The 16,963-nt window shown below is 62.1% G+C and carries 14 protein-coding genes and 4 pseudogenes; 5 read left to right on the forward strand and 13 right to left on the reverse strand.

Features of this window, described 5'->3' with window-relative positions:
• Positions 1-123 precede the first annotated feature (123 nt).
• Together G0D83_RS21880 and G0D83_RS21885 are read left to right on the forward strand one after the other, a co-directional pair.
• A complete protein-coding gene (locus G0D83_RS21880; RefSeq protein WP_164196788.1) occupies positions 124-285 on the forward strand; it encodes a hypothetical protein in 162 nt (53 codons plus the stop codon).
• A 116-nt stretch (positions 286-401) separates the two neighbouring features.
• Positions 402-647, forward strand: a pseudogene (locus tag G0D83_RS21885) (IS21 family transposase); the annotation flags it as partial.
• Here the strand turns inward: G0D83_RS21885 and G0D83_RS21890 are convergent.
• The 9 genes and pseudogenes from G0D83_RS21890 to G0D83_RS21930 all read right to left on the reverse strand — a co-directional run.
• A pseudogene (locus G0D83_RS21890) lies at positions 646-1,011 on the reverse strand (transposase); the annotation flags it as partial. The pseudogenes G0D83_RS21885 and G0D83_RS21890 sit on opposite strands and share 2 nt — an antisense overlap.
• Positions 1,012-1,150: 139 nt before the next feature.
• Positions 1,151-2,119, reverse strand: a complete 969-nt coding sequence (locus G0D83_RS21895; protein ID WP_235940058.1) for a YihY/virulence factor BrkB family protein — start codon at positions 2,117-2,119, stop codon at positions 1,151-1,153.
• 56 nt (positions 2,120-2,175) lie between these two features.
• Positions 2,176-3,333 carry a DUF3618 domain-containing protein gene (locus G0D83_RS21900; RefSeq protein ID WP_164196789.1) on the reverse strand — a complete coding sequence of 386 codons (1,158 nt, stop codon included), beginning with the start codon at positions 3,331-3,333 and terminating at the stop codon, positions 2,176-2,178.
• The gene (locus tag G0D83_RS21905; RefSeq protein WP_164196790.1) at positions 3,326-3,721 is read right to left on the reverse strand and encodes a phage holin family protein; all 396 of its coding nucleotides are present in this window, start codon (positions 3,719-3,721) and stop codon (positions 3,326-3,328) included. The genes G0D83_RS21900 and G0D83_RS21905 overlap by 8 nt, the downstream gene beginning before the upstream one ends.
• The gene (locus G0D83_RS21910) at positions 3,721-4,296 is read right to left on the reverse strand and encodes a hypothetical protein (RefSeq protein WP_164196791.1); all 576 of its coding nucleotides are present in this window, start codon (positions 4,294-4,296) and stop codon (positions 3,721-3,723) included. The genes G0D83_RS21905 and G0D83_RS21910 overlap by 1 nt, the downstream gene beginning before the upstream one ends.
• An 84-nt stretch (positions 4,297-4,380) precedes the next feature.
• The gene (locus G0D83_RS21915) at positions 4,381-5,421 is read right to left on the reverse strand and encodes a glycosyltransferase family 2 protein (RefSeq protein ID WP_164196792.1); all 1,041 of its coding nucleotides are present in this window, start codon (positions 5,419-5,421) and stop codon (positions 4,381-4,383) included.
• Positions 5,418-5,975 (reverse strand): class I SAM-dependent methyltransferase, encoded by a 558-nt coding sequence (locus G0D83_RS21920; protein ID WP_164196793.1) that lies wholly within the window; start codon positions 5,973-5,975, stop codon positions 5,418-5,420. Before G0D83_RS21920 ends, G0D83_RS21915 begins: the two co-directional genes overlap by 4 nt.
• Positions 5,972-6,700, reverse strand: coding sequence for a PIG-L deacetylase family protein (locus tag G0D83_RS21925; RefSeq protein ID WP_164196794.1), 729 nt, complete (start codon positions 6,698-6,700; stop codon positions 5,972-5,974). Before G0D83_RS21925 ends, G0D83_RS21920 begins: the two co-directional genes overlap by 4 nt.
• Positions 6,687-7,763, reverse strand: coding sequence for an acyl-CoA dehydrogenase family protein (locus G0D83_RS21930; protein ID WP_235940266.1), 1,077 nt, complete (start codon positions 7,761-7,763; stop codon positions 6,687-6,689). Before G0D83_RS21930 ends, G0D83_RS21925 begins: the two co-directional genes overlap by 14 nt.
• 708 nt (positions 7,764-8,471) lie before the next feature.
• Here G0D83_RS21930 and G0D83_RS21935 point away from each other — a divergent pair.
• Positions 8,472-9,722: a sodium:proton antiporter gene (locus G0D83_RS21935; RefSeq protein WP_164196795.1), complete on the forward strand. Its 1,251-nt coding sequence runs from the start codon at positions 8,472-8,474 to the stop codon at positions 9,720-9,722.
• Positions 9,723-9,844: 122 nt separating this feature from the next.
• Here the strand turns inward: G0D83_RS21935 and G0D83_RS21940 are convergent.
• Positions 9,845-10,184: pseudogene (locus tag G0D83_RS21940) on the reverse strand (PRC-barrel domain-containing protein).
• Between the two features lie 394 nt (positions 10,185-10,578).
• Here G0D83_RS21940 and G0D83_RS21945 point away from each other — a divergent pair.
• Positions 10,579-10,925: pseudogene (locus G0D83_RS21945) on the forward strand (transposase); the annotation flags it as partial.
• 352 nt (positions 10,926-11,277) lie between these two features.
• Positions 11,278-11,472 carry an MHC class I heavy chain gene (locus G0D83_RS21950; protein ID WP_164196796.1) on the forward strand — a complete coding sequence of 65 codons (195 nt, stop codon included), beginning with the start codon at positions 11,278-11,280 and terminating at the stop codon, positions 11,470-11,472.
• Between the two features lie 30 nt (positions 11,473-11,502).
• Here G0D83_RS21950 and G0D83_RS21955 read toward each other — a convergent pair whose 3' ends face one another.
• The 3 genes from G0D83_RS21955 to G0D83_RS21965 all read right to left on the reverse strand — a co-directional run bounded on the left by G0D83_RS21955 (position 11,503) and on the right by G0D83_RS21965 (position 16,703).
• The gene (locus G0D83_RS21955) at positions 11,503-12,198 is read right to left on the reverse strand and encodes a hypothetical protein (RefSeq protein WP_235958166.1); all 696 of its coding nucleotides are present in this window, start codon (positions 12,196-12,198) and stop codon (positions 11,503-11,505) included.
• Positions 12,199-14,609: 2,411 nt separating this feature from the next.
• Positions 14,610-15,803: an IS91 family transposase gene (locus tag G0D83_RS21960; RefSeq protein ID WP_164196798.1), complete on the reverse strand. Its 1,194-nt coding sequence runs from the start codon at positions 15,801-15,803 to the stop codon at positions 14,610-14,612.
• Between the two features lie 12 nt (positions 15,804-15,815).
• Entirely contained in the window at positions 15,816-16,703 is an 888-nt protein-coding gene (locus G0D83_RS21965; protein WP_164196799.1) for a site-specific integrase, read from the reverse strand.
• Between the last annotated feature and the right edge of the window lie 260 nt (positions 16,704-16,963).

Here is a 16,963-nt window from a genome sequence, read left to right on the forward strand (position 1 = left end):
CGATAGTGCCCCGCGTCGTGGTGTAGGAAGCCGCGAGCGTCGCTGATCGCGAGGCTGGCGTTCATCGTCGATCTTCGGAGTAGGTTTGGGTTGCGACACCTGAAACCTGAGACGGAGATGACGATGACCGACGACAGAATGGCTCTGATGGAGCGGGTTGAGAAGCAGGCTGATGGCGATCTCGTGCGCGAGATGCTGGCCTTTGCAGCCGAGCGCATTATGGAGGCCGAGATCGAAGCGCTGAGAACGGCGGTGAGAAAGTCGACCACGGTAGCGGCGGGATGAGCCCGCTGCGGGCGGCGCAAAAGTCGTGCACCTTTACCCTTTCTGGCGACAGGGAGGGCGGGAGGATTTTCACCGTGGATTTGTATCGGAAGGTTCGCCTGGCTTGTTCAGAAGGCATGAGCCAGCGCGAGGCTGCGCGTCAGTTTGGGGTTTCCCGCGACAGCGTTCGGAAGATGTTGGCGTTCTCGGTTCCGCCTGGATACCGGCGGACGGCGCCGGTGAAGCGGCCGAAGCTGGATGGGTTCACCGAGATCATCGATGGCTGGCTGGAAGGGGATCGCGAGGTCCATCGAAAGCAACGGCACACGGCGAAGCGGGTATTCGAGCGGCTTCGCGATGAGCATGGCTTCACCGGCGGCTACGGGACATATCCGTGGTCAGCAGCCGGTCGCGGTTCTTCGTGAACACCGTAGGAACCCACACCGCGTCGACGATCCCGAGGCCCACGAACCAACGGAACAACAGGTTGTAGTCCATCTGTTCCATGAGTTGCCGCTCCGATCGGATCGAATAGAGGATCTGCAGCAGGCTGGCCCTGATCAGCCGCTCCGGTGCGATCGAGGGGCGACCCTCATGCGCGTAGAGCCGATCGAAATCGGCATCCAAGGAGCGCAGCGCATCGTTGACCACGGACCTGATCTTGCGCAGCGGATGCCGGGACGGGATGCGCTCCTCGAGATCGACATAGCTGAACAGCGATCCCGTCACCTTGTCCGATCCACGCATCGCCACCTCCGTCCTCGCCGTTGTTGCGGTGAATCATGTTCCGCGAGGGGCGTCGAGGTCGGAGTTTTTCAGCAGCCGGCTAAATCCCAACAGAATTCAGGCTCGGGAGTGCAAAGCCGATCCGCTCAGGTCATGGGCGTTAGCGTTCACCGCTGCCCCTGAACTCGTCGGCCTTCACCGCCCCGCGCACGCCGCGCGGCATGTCCTTGGCGGTGGTCGTGTCATGGCTCGTCTGCGCCTCCATCTCGGCATTGATCTCGGCGCCCAGCAGAATCACGTAAGCCGAAATCCACAACCAGAACAACAAGATGATAACGCCAGCCAGTGATCCGAAAGTTTCTTGGTAGGACCCAAAATGCTCGGCGTAGAGAGAGAAGGCGAGCGACCCGGCGAGCCACAGCAGGCAGGCGACGAGGGCGCCGGGGGTGATCCATGCCCAATCTGCCGCCTTTCGGGAGGGGCCGAACCGATAGATCAGCCCTATGCCGGAAACGATCAGCAGGAGCAGCACGCCCCAACGCGCCCACGACGCAAAGGCTTCGAGCGCTGGACCAAGCTCGAAAATCGCGAGCATCCCGGGCAGAACGACGAGCGCCCCGATGGCCAGGAGAAGTCCGGCAATCAGCAGCAGCGTGAGCGACAGTGTGGTCAGCTTGAGGCGGATGAAGCCGCGCTCTTCGGTTTCGTCATAGGCGACGTTCAGCCCCTCGATCAGATGGGCGACGCCTTGCGAGGCGGAATAGAGCGCAAGTAGCACGCCCAGAACAGCCGCAAGTCCAAGACCCCCGCTCTGCGACCCCGCGACAGATTTGGCCTGCTCTATCAGGATCTCGGCGGCACGCTGCGGCAGCACCTCGGTAATCTGCTGGATCTGTGCAGTGACGTCGGCGGGGGTGATGAACAGCCCGGCGATCGCCATGAGGGCTGTGATTGCGGGGAAGATTGCCATCAGCGCATAGAATGCGACACCCGCTGAAACCAAGCTGATCCGGTCTGCAGCCAACTCGGATTTCACGCGCATCGCGATGGCTTTCCAGCCGGTCAAGCTGATCTGGCGTGGCCGTGTGGCAAAGGATCCATCGTTTGGCATCCACTCATCCTTGATCATATCAAAGTCGCGCAGGTGCCACCCCGGCACCGGCGCGAAGTCTCGGTCAGCTGATTTCAGCCCTGCTTCGGCGTATCCGATTTCGGCGTGTCCGAGGTCACGTGCGGACGGCCCAGCTTCTGCGCCTCCGCTTCGTCCCGTACCCGATCCTCGATGCGCTCGCCGGCAGATTTCACGGCGTCTGCAAGTGCGTGCTCGGCGGGCTTGTCGCCGGGAGTGCGCTCATCAGCCTCTGTGCGCGCCCCGCGGGCGATGCTTTGACCCTCGTCGAGGGCGGCATCGGCAACCGCTGCAAGCTTGTCTCGCTCCTCGTGGAAGATCGCTTCAGCCTCGGCGAACAACGCTTCGCTGTACTCGCCCATGAGGCCGTCCTCGGCTTTGGTGCGCGGTGCCGCTCCGCCGAGGGCGGCACCGGCCGCGATGGCAAGGGCGCCTGCAACAAGGGGATGCTCGCCGAAGAAATCGGCGGCGCTTGCACCGGCTCGTTGCACTCCCTTACCTGCACGCTCGCGGGCGATCAGCGCGCGTTCGCGGGCTTCGATGACACGGCGCCGGGCGCTTTCCGACATGCGTTCGGTCCCCGCGGTGATGCGACCGTAGCCGTCTTCAAGCACCGACTGCGCCTGAGCCGACTTCGCCGAGATGGAGTCGCGTGCAGCGCTTCCGGCCTCTCCGACCTTGGCGCGCGCTTCGCCTGCGGTGGCGGCCGCGTTTTGGCGACCCGCCTCGAAGCCCGCCTTCAGTCGAGCTTGCGTGCGATCGACGCGGTCACCGAAGGTCTCGCTCTCCTCCCCGTCATCAAGGTGCAGATCATCGTAGTAGCTTGGACGGTAGCTGGTGCCGTAGCCCGGCTTACGGGTGGCCCAGTCCGGTCCAGCCGACGCGCTTTCAGCGCGGGCCGCCCGGCGGCCCTTGCGGATTTGGCGGCTCAGAGGGTCCCCCGCTAGACGCTTATCCTCGTCATCATAGGAGCGACCGAAGACCATCCACGCGAGTCCGGCGGCGGTCAGCGTGAGCCCGATGGGGTTTTGCTTGGCCGACTTCGAGAACGCCTGTCCCATCTCGCTGCCGTGGGTCTGCAGGTGGCGGCCCACCTGTGCCACGATTTCGTCTGCCGAAAAACGGCTCTGGAGTTCAGAGACGGAAGCGGTCAAGCCCTCGCGCTCACGTTCGATTTCGCGCTCGATTTCTGCCGCCGTTTTGCGATTAGCCATTGGTCGTCTCCCTGATTGCGGACACGTCGCGACGGACGTTCTCGGTGGTGCGGGTCGGCGCAAGGCTGCTTGCCTTGAGCTTGCTCATCCCGCCCTTGATCATGATCAGCGCTGCAACGAGGGCGACGCCGCCGACGATCACGGCAGACCAGAAAGGATGAATGCCTGCTGCGGTCAGAGCGGCCACCAGCGCGGCCGCAATGACGTTGAGGCCGACAAGTGTGAAGACCACGCCAGCGACAATCACGCCCACCGCCGTCGCGGCACCGTTGAGGTTCTCGCCCAGCTCGGCGCGCGCCAGTTCCATTTCCTTACGCACCAGCGTGGTGACATGTGCGATAATGTTGCTCACCAGATTGGTGGTTCCGGTTGTCTGTTCGGTCGGCATCAAATGTCCTCCGCTTCCGGGCGGTGATACGCTGGGGTGGCAGGGCTCGCCGCGGTCGGTGTTGGTGTAGGTTGCGCCGGAAGATCGCGGGCGCGGGCCGCATCCACAGGGCTGGTCGGTGACGCAGGGCGCGGCGCGGGCTCCGGTGCCGGGCCCGAACGGCCTCCGCTCTTGCCGGCCTTGGCGAAACGCGCGGCGGCAAGACCGAGAACTGCGGCACCGCCGAGATAAGCGATCGGGTTGCGACGCGCGAAGTCCGAAAGGCCGCTTGCCATTTCGCCTAGGTCTTTGTCTCGAATTGACTCCGATGCATCCGCCAGGGTCGTGGCGATCTGCGACATGGTCCGCTCCTGCGGAGAGCCGCTGCGCATCTCCTCGGCGGCTTTGCGAAGCGCGTTCGAGACGTCCGAAACCTCGTCTGCCACATGGCTGCGCTGGTCTTCCTCGAAGCCGCTGGCACGCTCTTTCACTTCCTCTGCCGTATCACGGGCTTTGGTCCGGAGATCGTCGCGCACCTCGCGCGCGGCACTTTCTGCGGCAGGTGTCGTCGGAGTGTCGTTGGAAGGATCGGTCATCCTTGCCTCCTTCGGTTTGCATGGAGCGGCGGTGCGCGCCGTCATTGCCTTTACAACCCGCGACAGTTTGCCGCAGTTCCATCCTTACCGATTATCTTTGCGAGAGGCGCCACGCGTGGCCAAGGGCGCGGCCAGTACCGGGCTCAATGGCGTTAGGCCGGCTAGGTAGCGCCGACGGCTTTCTACACAAGCGAGCAACCGCAAGGCCTCTACGCAGCTCTGAAGAGCCTGAAGATCACCGCGCGCACCTGCCAGGGTGAGACGGGGCGCGACGGCATTGTGCCCAAGGTGACGTGCCACCATCACCTCAAATGGGGCGAGTGCGCTATCTACGCTGCAATCTCCATGACGGAAACGAGCGACGATCTCATCGGCCATGCCCCCGGGAGCACGCCCATCGCGGCGCATGGAGGCCAGCACCACCGCGTTTTCGGCGCGAAGAGGGCGGAATCCGGCTGCGCGCACCCGGTTGATGATGTCGCGGTCTTCGCCGGTTTCAAGAGGGCGGTAGCCGCCGACGCTGCGGTAGGCCGCGCGGCGGAACCCGAGGTTGGCGCCGCCGGCGGTGTTAAGGCCGATACCGTCGGGCCCAGCCGGGTCCATGAGCCGCTCGAACTCCATGGCCAGCGCGGCGAAGGCGTTTTCCTGACGCTGGCGCAGCAGAACGCTCGCGGGAAAGGAGGCAAGCTCCCGCCCGCAGACGTCGATCCGCCCCAGCACGGCGGGCGCGCGTGCCAGTACAGCTTCCATTTCGCGCTGCCAGCAGGGCGCGGGCAGGCAATCTGCGTCGGTCGACAGGAAGACGGTGGCCTGCGGCGCGGCGCGCATGGCGATCCGGTGGCCGAGGCGCCGGGCTCGTCCGACGCCACCACTGGCAAAGGTCGCCTCAACAAGGATCAGCGGACGGCGACGGCTGCGTGCTTGCGCAAGGGTGCGAGCAGCGGTCTCGTCGGTGGTGTTGTTCACGCAAAGGACGATCCCTGCTGGAATGGGAGCATCCTGCGCGAAGAGGTGGGACAGGCAGTCGCCGATGCGCTCTTCTTCGTTACGCGCGGGGACCACGATGACGGTGCCTAATTCGGCGAAGGCGTGCGCATTAACGACCGTAACACTCAGGCGGCTCATGCGGGGCCAGCCGCAAGATCAATGCGGTAATCCGCAGTTTGGCGCTGGCAGGCGAAGCGGCGCCGGCTGGCGGCGCGGTAAAACGCCAGCGCCTCGGCACCTTGCAGGGTGTTACCGCTTGGCCCGAGCCATGTGACGCATAGCACGTCTGCCGTGGGCCATGCCTTATCGATTTGCATGGCGAGGCTGCGGATCCCCGGAGCGTCGAGGAAGTAGAGGATTTCCGACAGCAGGATGAGGTCATGCGCACCGTTCGGTAACGGCGCGGGCAGGAAGCTCCGCAGGAAGCGACCTTGCGGCACCGTACGCTGGGCTGCCTTCAGGGCTGTCTCGACGGCATCGACGCCGGTGTAATGATTGCAGCGGGGCGCGATGTGACGCGCAAGCTCGCCATTTCCGCATCCGAGTTCGAGCGCCGAGCGGTACCCCGCTCGCGGAAGAGCCTCGCAGGTCGCGCGGAACTTCTCTTGTTCGTAGAGGCTGCTGCGGAAGCTCCACGGATCGTCGTCGGCGGCGTAAAGAGCGGTAAGATGGTTGAGAGCCACGGCGGTCATGATGCTAGCTCTTCGAAGAAGATTTCATCGGCTTCGACGAACATTTGGACGAAGGCAGGGTCCAGCTTGAATCCTTCTGAGTCGTCCAAAATGATCTCACCGTGCTGGCTGCGATGCGCCGCGATGGCGCGGGCTTTGCTGCGACGCACGGATGAGGTGTCGAACCGATACTCTTGCATTGGCGCGAGGCGCTGTCGAAAGTCGGGCACCTTCCAGCGCGACCAGACGGGGTAATAGAGCAAACGCGCCCCCGAGAGCCGCGCAGCAAGGCGGGCAATAGCGGCGGTGGCCTGATGGTCGCAATGGGGATCGGTCGGCGCCGTGGCCAGCAACGTGCGCGCCCCAAGCCGGGACATGAGGCAAGCAACGTCTTGGGCGAGCGACAGAAATGGTAGAGCCTGCGAGGTCATCCCTGCATCGGGAAGATCGAGCCTGGTGATGTCCTTCTCGGTGCCTCCGAGCTCTCGTACCGAGACCAACAGTTCATGCGCCCGCAGCTCGGCGCGTCGCTCCGGGGTCCATTGGGTTGAACGGGGGTGCGAGGCCGCACCGTCGGTCATCTGGACCACATGCGCGCCAGTGCTCGCGAACGCATGGGCAAGCAGGCCGCCGCACCCGAGCGCCTCGTCATCGGGGTGCGGTGCAAGCACGACGATCGCGCGCTGCCCGGCCAGTTCTGCGGCGGTGATCTCTCGGGAATTGCAATGATGCTCAGAAGGGATCATCGAGCCACCCCGCAAGCCCGTTCGGCTGTCCGAGCATCGCGCGCCCTGCGCCAAGCATGAAGGCATCACGCGCCGCTTGCCGGAGGTAGCACGCAAGGTCGCGGGCATAGCGTCCGGTGGCATTGTCGTCGGCAAACATGGCAAGCCCTACGGAGCGCTCGGCTGCCGAAATGGTGTCTTGCCCGAGCTCCTCGGTGAGCAACCGTGTGCCAATGGAGATAGTTGCGGCCCGATCGGGCGATCCAGCCCCGGCGGCCCCCTCGGCGATGCGCGCCGCGCGCAGTACCGCAGGCCATGCCAACACTGCTCTAAGTGTCACAGGGGTAAGCCGGTAGAGGTGCCCCTCTGCGGCGAACTGACCGCGCTCGCGCAGGACCGCACTGCAGCGATCCAGCAAGCCCACGATGCCCCCCAGAGAGACAGCCGCTATGCGCCAGGTGCCGCCCGCGAAATGTGGTTCCCTAGTATAGTCGCCGGCAGACCCAAGTGGTTCACCGTCCAGTCCTTCACAGAGGAATGTTCCCGATTGGGATGCCTGCATGCCCACCATGTGCCACGACCCGTGATCGTGACGCTGGCTCTGCGACGCATCAATGACGAAGAGCTGCTGTTCGCTACCTGCACCCGCGGTGACGAACGCTAAATCTACGACCCCAAGCCCGGATGCAAAACGTTTAGCCCCAGAGAGCCTGCCACCGCCGGTTGCCGAGACAGGGGTTGATGGCACATCTGCTCCCCAAACACCTAATATGGTTCCATTTGCCGCTTCCGCCTCAATCTTGCACTTGAACGCTGCCTTGCCATAGCTTCTGGCAAGTTGCAGAGCATTGGCATGACCTTCAACGAGTCGCGCAATTGAGAGATCCTCACGAGCAGTATCGCGAAGAGCCAGAGCGAGAGTTTCCGGAAGAAGATCAACCTTGGAGATCGCTGCAGTGAGTTGCCGGACTACATCCTCCTTGGATGCTCCCTTTCTGAGAGCTCTCAGCGCAACAGCAACAGGCCCGTCGCGTTCTGGTCCCTCGCCAAACGACTCAGAGCACCGTGTCAATTCTCTCTCCAAGGCAAGGCCTCCTGAATGAGCTACACCTCAAACGTAGATCAGGAGCCAGGGTTCCCAACGGTTTTGGAACTCCGGCTTATCTCATTTCGTATGTCATGAAACATTGCAGAAATTTAGATTATCCTGACCTCTGCCCGTCCCAGTAGATTCCATTCGATTTCTTAGATATTCAAACCTTCGGATTTCACGAATTTGATGTGGCTTGTTGCTCTGTACAGCTTGATCCCGTTTTCGAAACAGGCTCCATCTCCATGGATGGTCTTCTCAGGGGTCCTGGGCATAACTCCAAAAACTTCCCGCATCGCTGCCTTGGCGATTTCGGGAGCTTTCCGGACTTGAGCGCAAATCGGGGGACGGGATCCCGGCGGCGCTTCGAGCGATACAATCGGAGTATAAAGAATTTTGTCGCATCGAGGACGGACAGATCACAGCCGTGGTCCTGAGCGTGGGCGCCATCCTCGGAATCGGCGAAAGGAATATCGCGGTCGACTATGGCCAGTTGGACATCCAGTATGACGCCAACGCGATCCAGCTTGTCACGACGCATGAGGAGGCTGAGGCCGGGAGAAGGCAACCCCAAACGCTGCTACCAGTTCATCTCAGGCTCGTTCTCGTGGAAAGAAATGAGGCAAGAGGCTCGCTTGGCGGGACACGAATGGGCTCCTGAGGCGTTCATGACAATGCGATGCCTCACTCAGGACCCCCTCGATGACCTCCGAGCCTTTTTTCGAGCTTGCGCCCTATCACCTCACGCTGGCGATCGGCGGGCTTATCGTCATCCTTGCGCAATGGCTGCCGCGCCTGGTCTCCCGGCGAGAACCCGCAGCGGCGCCTTTGATGATCCTCTTCGGGGCCGGGGCAGCGCTGCTGTTTCCTGGCGCCGCGCCGATGCCCGATCCGCGGCAGAGCCCGCTCCCTTGGGAGCTGATGAGCGAGATGGCGGTGATTGTCGCCCTCTTCGGTGCGGGCATGCGCATCGACGAGCTCGGAACCTGGCGGCGCTGGCGCCCCACCTGGCGGCTCTTGGGGATCGCCATGCCGCTGACGATCATGGCTGTGGCTTGGCTCGGCACCGGGCTTGTCGGACTGACGCTGGCGGGGGCGATCCTGTTGGGAGCAGTGCTGGCGCCGACCGACCCGGTACTGGCCTCCGACGTGCAGGTAGGCCCGCCGCAGCAGGGTCAGGAGCATCCCGTGCGCTTTGCCTTGACCACCGAGGCGGGGCTGAACGACGGGCTGGCGTTCCCCTTTGTCTACCTTGGCCTGCTCGTCGCGGCAGAAGGGCTGACACCGGCGACATGGGGGGCCGAGTGGCTGCTGCGGGACGTGCTCTACCGGACCGTGGTCGGGGCGGGGGCCGGCTGGCTCGGCGCGCGGCTGCTGGGGATCATTCTGTTTTCAGTCCCGCGCGGCGCGGTTTTGGCCGACACCGCCGCCGGCGTGCTGGCACTGGCAGGCATCGTGCTCTGCTACGGCTCGACCGAACTTGTCGAGGGCTACGGCTTCATCGCAGTTGCAGTCATGGGGCTCACGCTTCGCCGGGTGGAGAGGGACCATGTTTTTCACCGCCGGTTGCACGGCTTCTCGGAGAGCATCGAACATGCACTGACGGCGGTGCTGTTGGTGGCTCTGGGCAGTGCCCTGCCGCGCCTCTTTGCGGACCTGACCTGGACGCATCTTGTCGTGGCGCTGCTCCTGCTGCTGATCGTCCGGCCGCTGGCGGGTTGGCTGGCGCTTCTGGGCACGGGCATCGGCTGGCGCGACCGAGCCGTGATGGCCATATACGGTGTGCGGGGGATCGGCTCGATCTACTACCTCGCCTATGCGGCGAGCCATGTGGAATTTGCTAATGAGGCCGAAATCTGGTCGTTGGTGTCGCTAGTGATCGTTCTGTCGACGGTGCTACACGGCTTCAGCGTAGGGTGGGCGGTGGACCGGCTCGACGAGGGCGAGGGCTGATGAGTTGCCTTGGATGACACCTCGCAGTGTAGCGCGTCTCTCAAACGGGCAGCATTCAAGAATGCCAGGGCCCGGTCTCGCGGCCGGGCCCACGCGTTTTCTGCTCCTGGTTGGGGGTCTATTCAAACCCAGTAGTTTGGCACGCCGTAGTAGTCGTGCGTGCGGGCCTCCCAGTCGCGGTTGCGGTGCCAGTCGTCCCGTCGCGCCCTCCAGCTGCTCGGACGTGATGTCGGTCACATAGCCGCCACGGCTGGTGTCGTAGCTCAGCTTGACCCAGGGGATCGGGTGGTGGTCTTCACCCATCCCCAGAAAACCGCCGAAGCCCATCACCGCCTAGGCCACCTTGCCGCTCGCCTTGTCGATGGTGAGGTGGTCGATCGTGCCGATGTGCTCGCCGGTGCGGTAATAGACCGCCGTGCCGTTGACCTTGTTGGACGAAATCATTGTCGAGTTCTCATGCATTGTGACATCTCCTCCTGATGTGTCCGGTAAAACGGGCAGGTAGGGCGCAATGTTCCGGCGCATTCTCGGATGGATGGCGGGCGAGAGCGCCTTTTCGCCGAAGCTGTCAAGGGCAGGGAAGCGGCGCGCCTCCACCCGGAGCGGCTGCTTTCTATGGCCCCCATAGCCCGACGTTTGATTGACGCTCAGTCGGCAAATGGGCGCGGGTTCGCCGCAGCCCGTGTTCAAAAACCATCGTTTCTGCCGCGCACCGAAAGTTGCCGTTCGTCGAAGGTCGGCTTTGTCCGCCGTTGAGGAGTACAGCGCCGGTTCGGCGGGTGGTCATGCTCCTCGAACCGGGTGTCAGTACTGACCGCAGCGATCGGGCCTTCCGAGCCCACTCCTACCAGTGCTTGGTCGCCTGATTGGTCGAACCAAAGGCGGTATGAACACCAAGCTGCACGCCATCTGCGCACGGGCGCTGCTCAGTCGCCTACCAAACGTCAAATGGCTACTCGGGGATCGTGGCTATGACGCTGACTGGTTCAGAGAAGCGTTGCAGGACAAAGGATACGCGCCTGCATCCCAGGCCGGAAGAAACGCAAGACGCCGGTCAAATATGACAAGCGCAGATACAAGCGGCGCAACCGCATCGAGATCATGTTCGGCAGGCTCAAGGACTGGAGGCGCGTCGCGACCCGCTATGACCGATGCCCCAAGGTGTTCCTCTCAGCCATCGCCCTCGCGGCTCTCGTCATTTACTGTCCTGACCCTAGCAAAACTGTAAGCAGGAAACACAGCTTACTGATGTGGCATGAAGGCCCTGAGACCCAGTATCAGACCTCGCGATCTAGCGGCTTCGCGCGAACCTTGGAAGCGTATATAAAACATAATTTCCCTTACGCGCACAAGAACAAATGACGAACACTTGACTTGCCACGCCCCACTTTCGGCCTCTATTCACACGACAAGTCTCGGGCAGAAGCTAGCTCAATCTGCCTGAGGTTGAAATCTCCCCTTGCCGAGACTGGGCTCGATCGTCGACGGTGGAAGAAAGCAGAACACTGCTACAGGCAAGACATCGAGCGACGGCAACACTGCGCTGGAGGAAGACATGTCAGCCGAATGGATCAACATCCAAATCATGGAATGCGAAGACGTGGTCGGCCGCGCCGTCACCGTGTTCAGGCAATCTGATGGAACCCACCAACGCTATGTTCTGGGCAACGGGCGCAAGGTCGAGGCGAACGCGGACGGCACCTTCGTCATCCCGGACTCCGCCACCGAATTGCGGGTCATGGGCATCTAGCGCGGTCTGCAGCGCGGGCCTGGGGCAAGGCTAGGCAGCTGTCTTTTTCCGGGTTCGTGCTGCGAGACCGCGCATGACCTGCTCGAAATCGCCCTCAGCAAAACGTACGACCCCATTGTGTGCGGCGCAGACGGACTTCGTGCCGCACCATCGCGCACCGATTTCCTCTAGCCAGCGGCAGAACTTCTCTTCAGCACCGTCCTCGGCATTCATCGCCGCCCCTAGCGTGGGATGCAGGACGAGCCGCGGCACGTACCCCCGCAGAGCTCCTGGCACAGGCAGAACATTCAGCGTGTCATCGACGTGCAGAGACCCGCTGGCCGGATGAAATGCCAGGAGTGAGCCCGCATGCACCTTCTCATTTTCAGAAAAATACTGGATGCCCGACGGCAGCGAAAACTGGAGATCGCGAGAATACCGCTCGGCCACCGCTGCGCTTTCCACGCGCTCAGCTTCCCAGGGCACCGAGGTGCAGACACGATGATGCCGCTCAGAGCCGTAGAATTTCGCTTTTGGGAAATCCCGAGCCATGGCAGCGCAGTGCAGCGTGTGGAACGGGTGAAGATTGAGGACCGCGTCCACCAGACTGCCATCCTGGGTCAGATCCATGACCAGCTCGCGGATTTCGCCATTCAGCGTGTAGCTGTCGAGGAATACGAAACGGCCGCTCTGCAGCCGAACGATCGAGACCTGAGTCCCGACGTTGATGACACCGGCCACCTTCATGGTGCAACGGATATTCCAGAATCCGCTCCCGAGGTTCACCAACCGTCGAGTCAACGCTCCCTCCCTTTGAACTGGTGCGGCGATCTTTCGTAGGTTTTCCTTGCACCTAGGCCAAAGACCTCGGTTGACCAGACCGGAAGAGCAAGTTCCGAGCGAGCCCAGCCGATTTCAGAGTCGTCATGGGTCGAATGCCACCGTGCATGAGTATGCCCTGCCGTTCTCTCGAGGTCGGGCAACCTCCAGGTCCCGAAAACTGCTTACACCTTCAGGGAAGCAATCACCGCGACTAGTGCCGAAGCGTAATTTGGCTTGGGCTCTGGAGAATGATCTGCGGTCTTCCTTTGTAGAGCTGGACCGTTCCAGACAGTGCGATAGTCTGGCCCTCAAGTGCGCGAACCTCTGAGAATTGCCTCGAATTACTCTTGAAGATCACACCATAGAACTCTTGATTGGGATACCGACCGCCGAAGTTTATGAAGATCGTCCCCCCACTGCTGACCGAAACCTGGCTAACAACACCTTCGACAGTAACTGAGCTTCCGACGTGGTGTGCTGAATCGCCGGGCGTTATGGTCTCAGCATGAGCTGACAGAGAAAGAAGAAGAACGAGGCCAATGGCCGAAATGATTTTACATGCGAAATTCATACTCGATTCCTACGTAGGCCGGAAGGCATAGGGCGTCGCTATGGCTTCCGAATGTACACTGATACACTCTGTATCTTCGGAAAGCTCCGCTCAAACAAGGAAAACATTCTGAATATTTCAGTGGAGCTATAGATGTCAGACCTCATCTTGAAGAGCGGCCCAAAGATCTCCTGAGAAAGGTTCCCACCTATTTTTTCAATAGGATCGCGCTGCCTTCGGAGTTCCGTAGGAATGCGCGGGACTGGATAGGTGAATTTTGACGCTGCGCGAATTGGCTCTGAACAAGAGGCATTCTTGGTGGTTGACCCACTTCATTCGACCGCGGTTGGCCCACACTACACCGTGTCTCGTGTTCGGCGCGAATGCCGTCATCTCGTGCGCACGACCCGCTTTTCAGCCCACGGAGGAGCAATCTTCATATCTTGCGTGATTGGGTAATTCATATGGTATTCGAAGTCACCGTATCGACGATCATAAGCGCCCCACTCGCAGACATACTCTACTCGGTACCCCGCCAACTTCATGAGACCCTTGATCATCGCTCCGCCCTCGCTATTTGGCCAACCACTCGCTGTTGCCGCCGGTCAATACTTTTAGCTTGGCTGGAACAATTTTCTTAGCCCCGCGGAGGGATGTCGAGGTGGCACCGAAGACGATGTCGCTACCCCTCAGGATAGGTTTGCGGATCAAAGGCGCCATCTGGCTTGTGCGTGCTGAAGGGACGATGCGGGAGCAAAACCTTATTGGACGGAAACACAAACCGCCGCGGACAGCCGAAGCACAACTCACTCATCGAGCAAGCTCCAAACCTGTCCAAGGGCTCTTCGTCAGTACCAGCAACGATCTAACACGATAGAAGCGCCCCAGCCTGCTAAGGGCCGGTCACGCCGTCAGGCCTGGCGCGCTACGGTGGGGGCTGCCGCGCCGCCGCAGATCTGGTTCGAGGCCATTGCAGCCGTAGCGAAAATCAATCATCGATGACAGCAGTACATCATGAATGAAAGGCAAGTAAAATGTCGACAAAAACAAGTTTGAAGAACGCGCTATCAAGCATTGATGATGCAAAAAGAAAACTGAAGAAACTGCCGCTGCCCGAAAATTTTGATATTGAACGTGATATCAAGAGGGTAGTTCGAGAATTGGAAGACGCCGAAAATTCGATCAACCGAGCATTACGAGACGTAAGACGGGCTGAATAGGAGAACACGACAACCTTCTGGCCGCGAGTTGGCATTCGAGCACCTCATCAACCGTAGCAACGCAAGCCACCAGAAAGCGGAAACCGTCTCAGAAAAACCCATTTGCAGGGAGCCTGCTTGGTGCCACGTACTGTGATTTTCGAACCCGGCCAGTTTCTGCTCGTGCAGCGAATGTCTCCTTCGAGGAGGCGCGTTGCAGCGACCCGAAGCTTTACTCAAAGTCCGCATTGGTGAAGGATTTTCGGCGCGGGCCGTGGTGCGACATTTCCTGGCGGCGGTTCGTCGGCCCGCGTTGGAAATCCTCCCAATGTGGAAGCCGCGGTGGCCGTGCGCTGTCTATGGGGAAAGTGGGCTGGGGTTGCCAGTGACGGTGGAGCGTGGCTGACGGCTCGAAGGATGTCGACCGTTTCCAAGGGCGCCCTGAACCGCCGAGGTCATGACATTCGGTCTCGAGTTGCGCATTTCATCGGCGTTTCGCGGGCGCTGGAGCGTGTGAGCCATGACTGAGCCGGTCCGGAACAGGCGTGAGAACCGGAGTGATGTTCGTGACAGTGACGGGCATTTCGTCATGCGGCCTGCTCCCGGGGTGGTGCGCGCGACATCGGCTTCTGGCCGCGACGGAAGATTTCGATGATGCGCATCGGGCCGCCGCAGCATGGGCAGGGTTCGCGCAGGGTGAGAGGTGCGGGCTCCCTCGTGTCCTGCCCTTCCCGTTCGGGCGTACGCTGCCCGAGCAGGTCGCGGATGCGCTCGATGGTGGCCTTGCGTGTCGCGCTGGCCAGCAGGCCGTAGTGCCGGATGCGATGGAAGCCGTCCGGGAGCACATGCATCAGGAACCGGCGGATGAACTCCGGCGTGGACAGGCGCATGACCCTTTGCCGGTTACCAGACTTGATGCGGTAGTCCTTCCAGCGGAACGCGACGGTCTCGGCGTCGGCGCTGATCAGGCGGGTGTTGGAGATCGCGACACGGTGGGTGTATCGGCTGAGGTAGGCGAGCACCGCTTCGGGGCCGCCGAAGGGTGGTTTGGCGTAGACAACCCATTCCGACTTGCGGAACGGTGCGAGCCAGGCGGTAAAGGCATTCGCATCTACCAGCCGTTCGAGATCGCCGTAGAAGGCCAGCTCCCCGGCGCGATGCAGGGCCTGCAGCCCGTCAAGGAACAACCGCCGGAACAGGCGGGACAACACGCGGACATGCAGGAAGAACCCGGGCTTGCAAGCGACCCACCGGGTGCCGTCCGGCGACAGGCCTCCGCCCGGCACAATCATGTGGATGTGGGGGTGATGGGTCAGGGCCGATCCCCAGGTGTGCAGGACGCTGGTCATGCCGACCCTGGCGCCGAGGCGCTTGGGATCGGCTGCAATGGTCATCACCGTTTCTGCGGACGCGCGGAACAGCAGCCCATAGACCGCCTTCTTGTTCCAGAAGGCGATCTGCGCGATCTCCGCCGGGAGGGTGAAGACGATGTGGAAATACTCCACGGGCAACAGGTCCTCTGCGCGCGCCGCCATCCAATCGCGCGCCGCAGGCCCCTGGCACTTCGGACAGTGCCGGTTCTTGCAGGAATTGTAGGCGATGTGATGGTGGCCGCACTTGGCGCAGCCCGCCACATGCCCGCCGAGCGCCTCGGTCCGGCAGGCTTCGATGGCTGACATCACCTTCAGCTGGGAGACGCTGACATGCCCGGCATTGGCCTGCCGCCACGCAGGACCGTGGGCGCGAAAGATGTCAGCGATCTCCAGCTTTGGCCGGGGCACCCCGGCGCTCGGTCACTCCAGACTTCGCTTCACGGCGTGGTCCTGCAGCTTGGCCAGCATCTCGTAGGGGCTGACGGTGTCACGGATCGTCTTGGTGGCGACATGGGTGTATTGCGCCGTCGTCGTGAGCTTGGCATGCCCGAGCAGGACCTGGATCACCCGCACATCCGTGTTGGCCTCGAGCAGGTGCGTGGCGAAGCTGTGTCGCAAGGTGTGCAGGGTGGCGGCCTTCTTGACCCCGGCCATGATCTTTGCCGACGTGAAGGCCCGGTTCAATTGCCGTGGCGAGATAGGATTGATCTTCGGTTTGCCGGGGAACAGCCAGCCCTCGGGTCGAGCTTCTCGCCAGTAGTCGCGCAGGAGCTCGAACAAGCCCGGGGACAGCATGACCTTGCGGTCTTTCCGCCCCTTGCCCTGCTCGACATGGATCAGCATCCGGTCGCTGTCGATGTCGCCGATCTTGAGATTGCAGACCTCGGCGGCCCGCAGGCCAGCTCCGTAGGAGATGCTGAGCGCGGCCCGATACTTAAGGCCGGGCCCGGGCGCCGCCATCAGGATGTCGGACACCTCCTCGACGCTGAACACCACGGGCAACTTCCGCGGTTGGGTGCGGAACTGCATGTAGCGCTTCATGTCCTCGCGCCCGCAGGTCATGCCAAAAAAGAACCGGAGCGCCACGATCCGCACGTTGAACGTGCTGGCCGTGACCCCGGTGTCGGTCATGTGCAGCTGGTAGGCACGCAACTCCTCCGGGGTGGCGGTGTCCGGCGAATGCCCCAGGAACCGGGCGAAATCCTTGATTGCCCGGATGTGGGACTTCTGCGCCTTCTCGCCCATCCCACGGATGCGCATGTCCTCGATCATCCGCTGACGCAGCGGCGAAATCCTCTCCTCGGCCATGGGAACCTCCTGTCTGACGATTGAGAGGCCTCAATCGTCAGACAGCTGCCCACATTCCCAAATGCACAGGGGGGCGATCAGTCCCTCACGCCCGCCACGAGCGCCATTGCCGCGCGAGCGGCTTCGTCCTTGGGCCGGCAGCGTCTCGGCACTGCAGCGGTGGTGCGCCGTCCAGCTAGGTCGGCTTCCTCCGCATACTGCATGACCAGGGCGGCGAGGCGGTCGACAGCTACTACGAGGGGCAAGCCCGAGGCTCGGTT

Source organism: Salipiger sp. PrR003 (assembly GCF_010500785.1).
GTDB classification, from domain to species: Bacteria; Pseudomonadota; Alphaproteobacteria; order Rhodobacterales; family Rhodobacteraceae; genus Salipiger; species Salipiger pacificus_A.

Coding starts and splice junctions, on each gene's coding strand:
- G0D83_RS21935 (WP_164196795.1), top strand. CDS start 8,472: ATGACCTCCGAGCCTTTTTTCGAGCTTGCGCCCTATCACCTCACGCTG.
- G0D83_RS21895 (WP_235940058.1), bottom strand. CDS start 2,119: ATGATCAAGGATGAGTGGATGCCAAACGATGGATCCTTTGCCACACGG.
- G0D83_RS21950 (WP_164196796.1), top strand. CDS start 11,278: ATGTCAGCCGAATGGATCAACATCCAAATCATGGAATGCGAAGACGTG.
- G0D83_RS21900 (WP_164196789.1), bottom strand. CDS start 3,333: ATGGCTAATCGCAAAACGGCGGCAGAAATCGAGCGCGAAATCGAACGT.
- G0D83_RS21925 (WP_164196794.1), bottom strand. CDS start 6,700: ATGATCCCTTCTGAGCATCATTGCAATTCCCGAGAGATCACCGCCGCA.
- G0D83_RS21910 (WP_164196791.1), bottom strand. CDS start 4,296: ATGACCGATCCTTCCAACGACACTCCGACGACACCTGCCGCAGAAAGT.
- G0D83_RS21965 (WP_164196799.1), bottom strand. CDS start 16,703: ATGGCCGAGGAGAGGATTTCGCCGCTGCGTCAGCGGATGATCGAGGAC.
- G0D83_RS21955 (WP_235958166.1), bottom strand. CDS start 12,198: ATGAAGGTGGCCGGTGTCATCAACGTCGGGACTCAGGTCTCGATCGTT.
- G0D83_RS21920 (WP_164196793.1), bottom strand. CDS start 5,975: ATGACCGCCGTGGCTCTCAACCATCTTACCGCTCTTTACGCCGCCGAC.
- G0D83_RS21905 (WP_164196790.1), bottom strand. CDS start 3,721: ATGCCGACCGAACAGACAACCGGAACCACCAATCTGGTGAGCAACATT.
- G0D83_RS21915 (WP_164196792.1), bottom strand. CDS start 5,421: ATGAGCCGCCTGAGTGTTACGGTCGTTAATGCGCACGCCTTCGCCGAA.
- G0D83_RS21880 (WP_164196788.1), top strand. CDS start 124: ATGACCGACGACAGAATGGCTCTGATGGAGCGGGTTGAGAAGCAGGCT.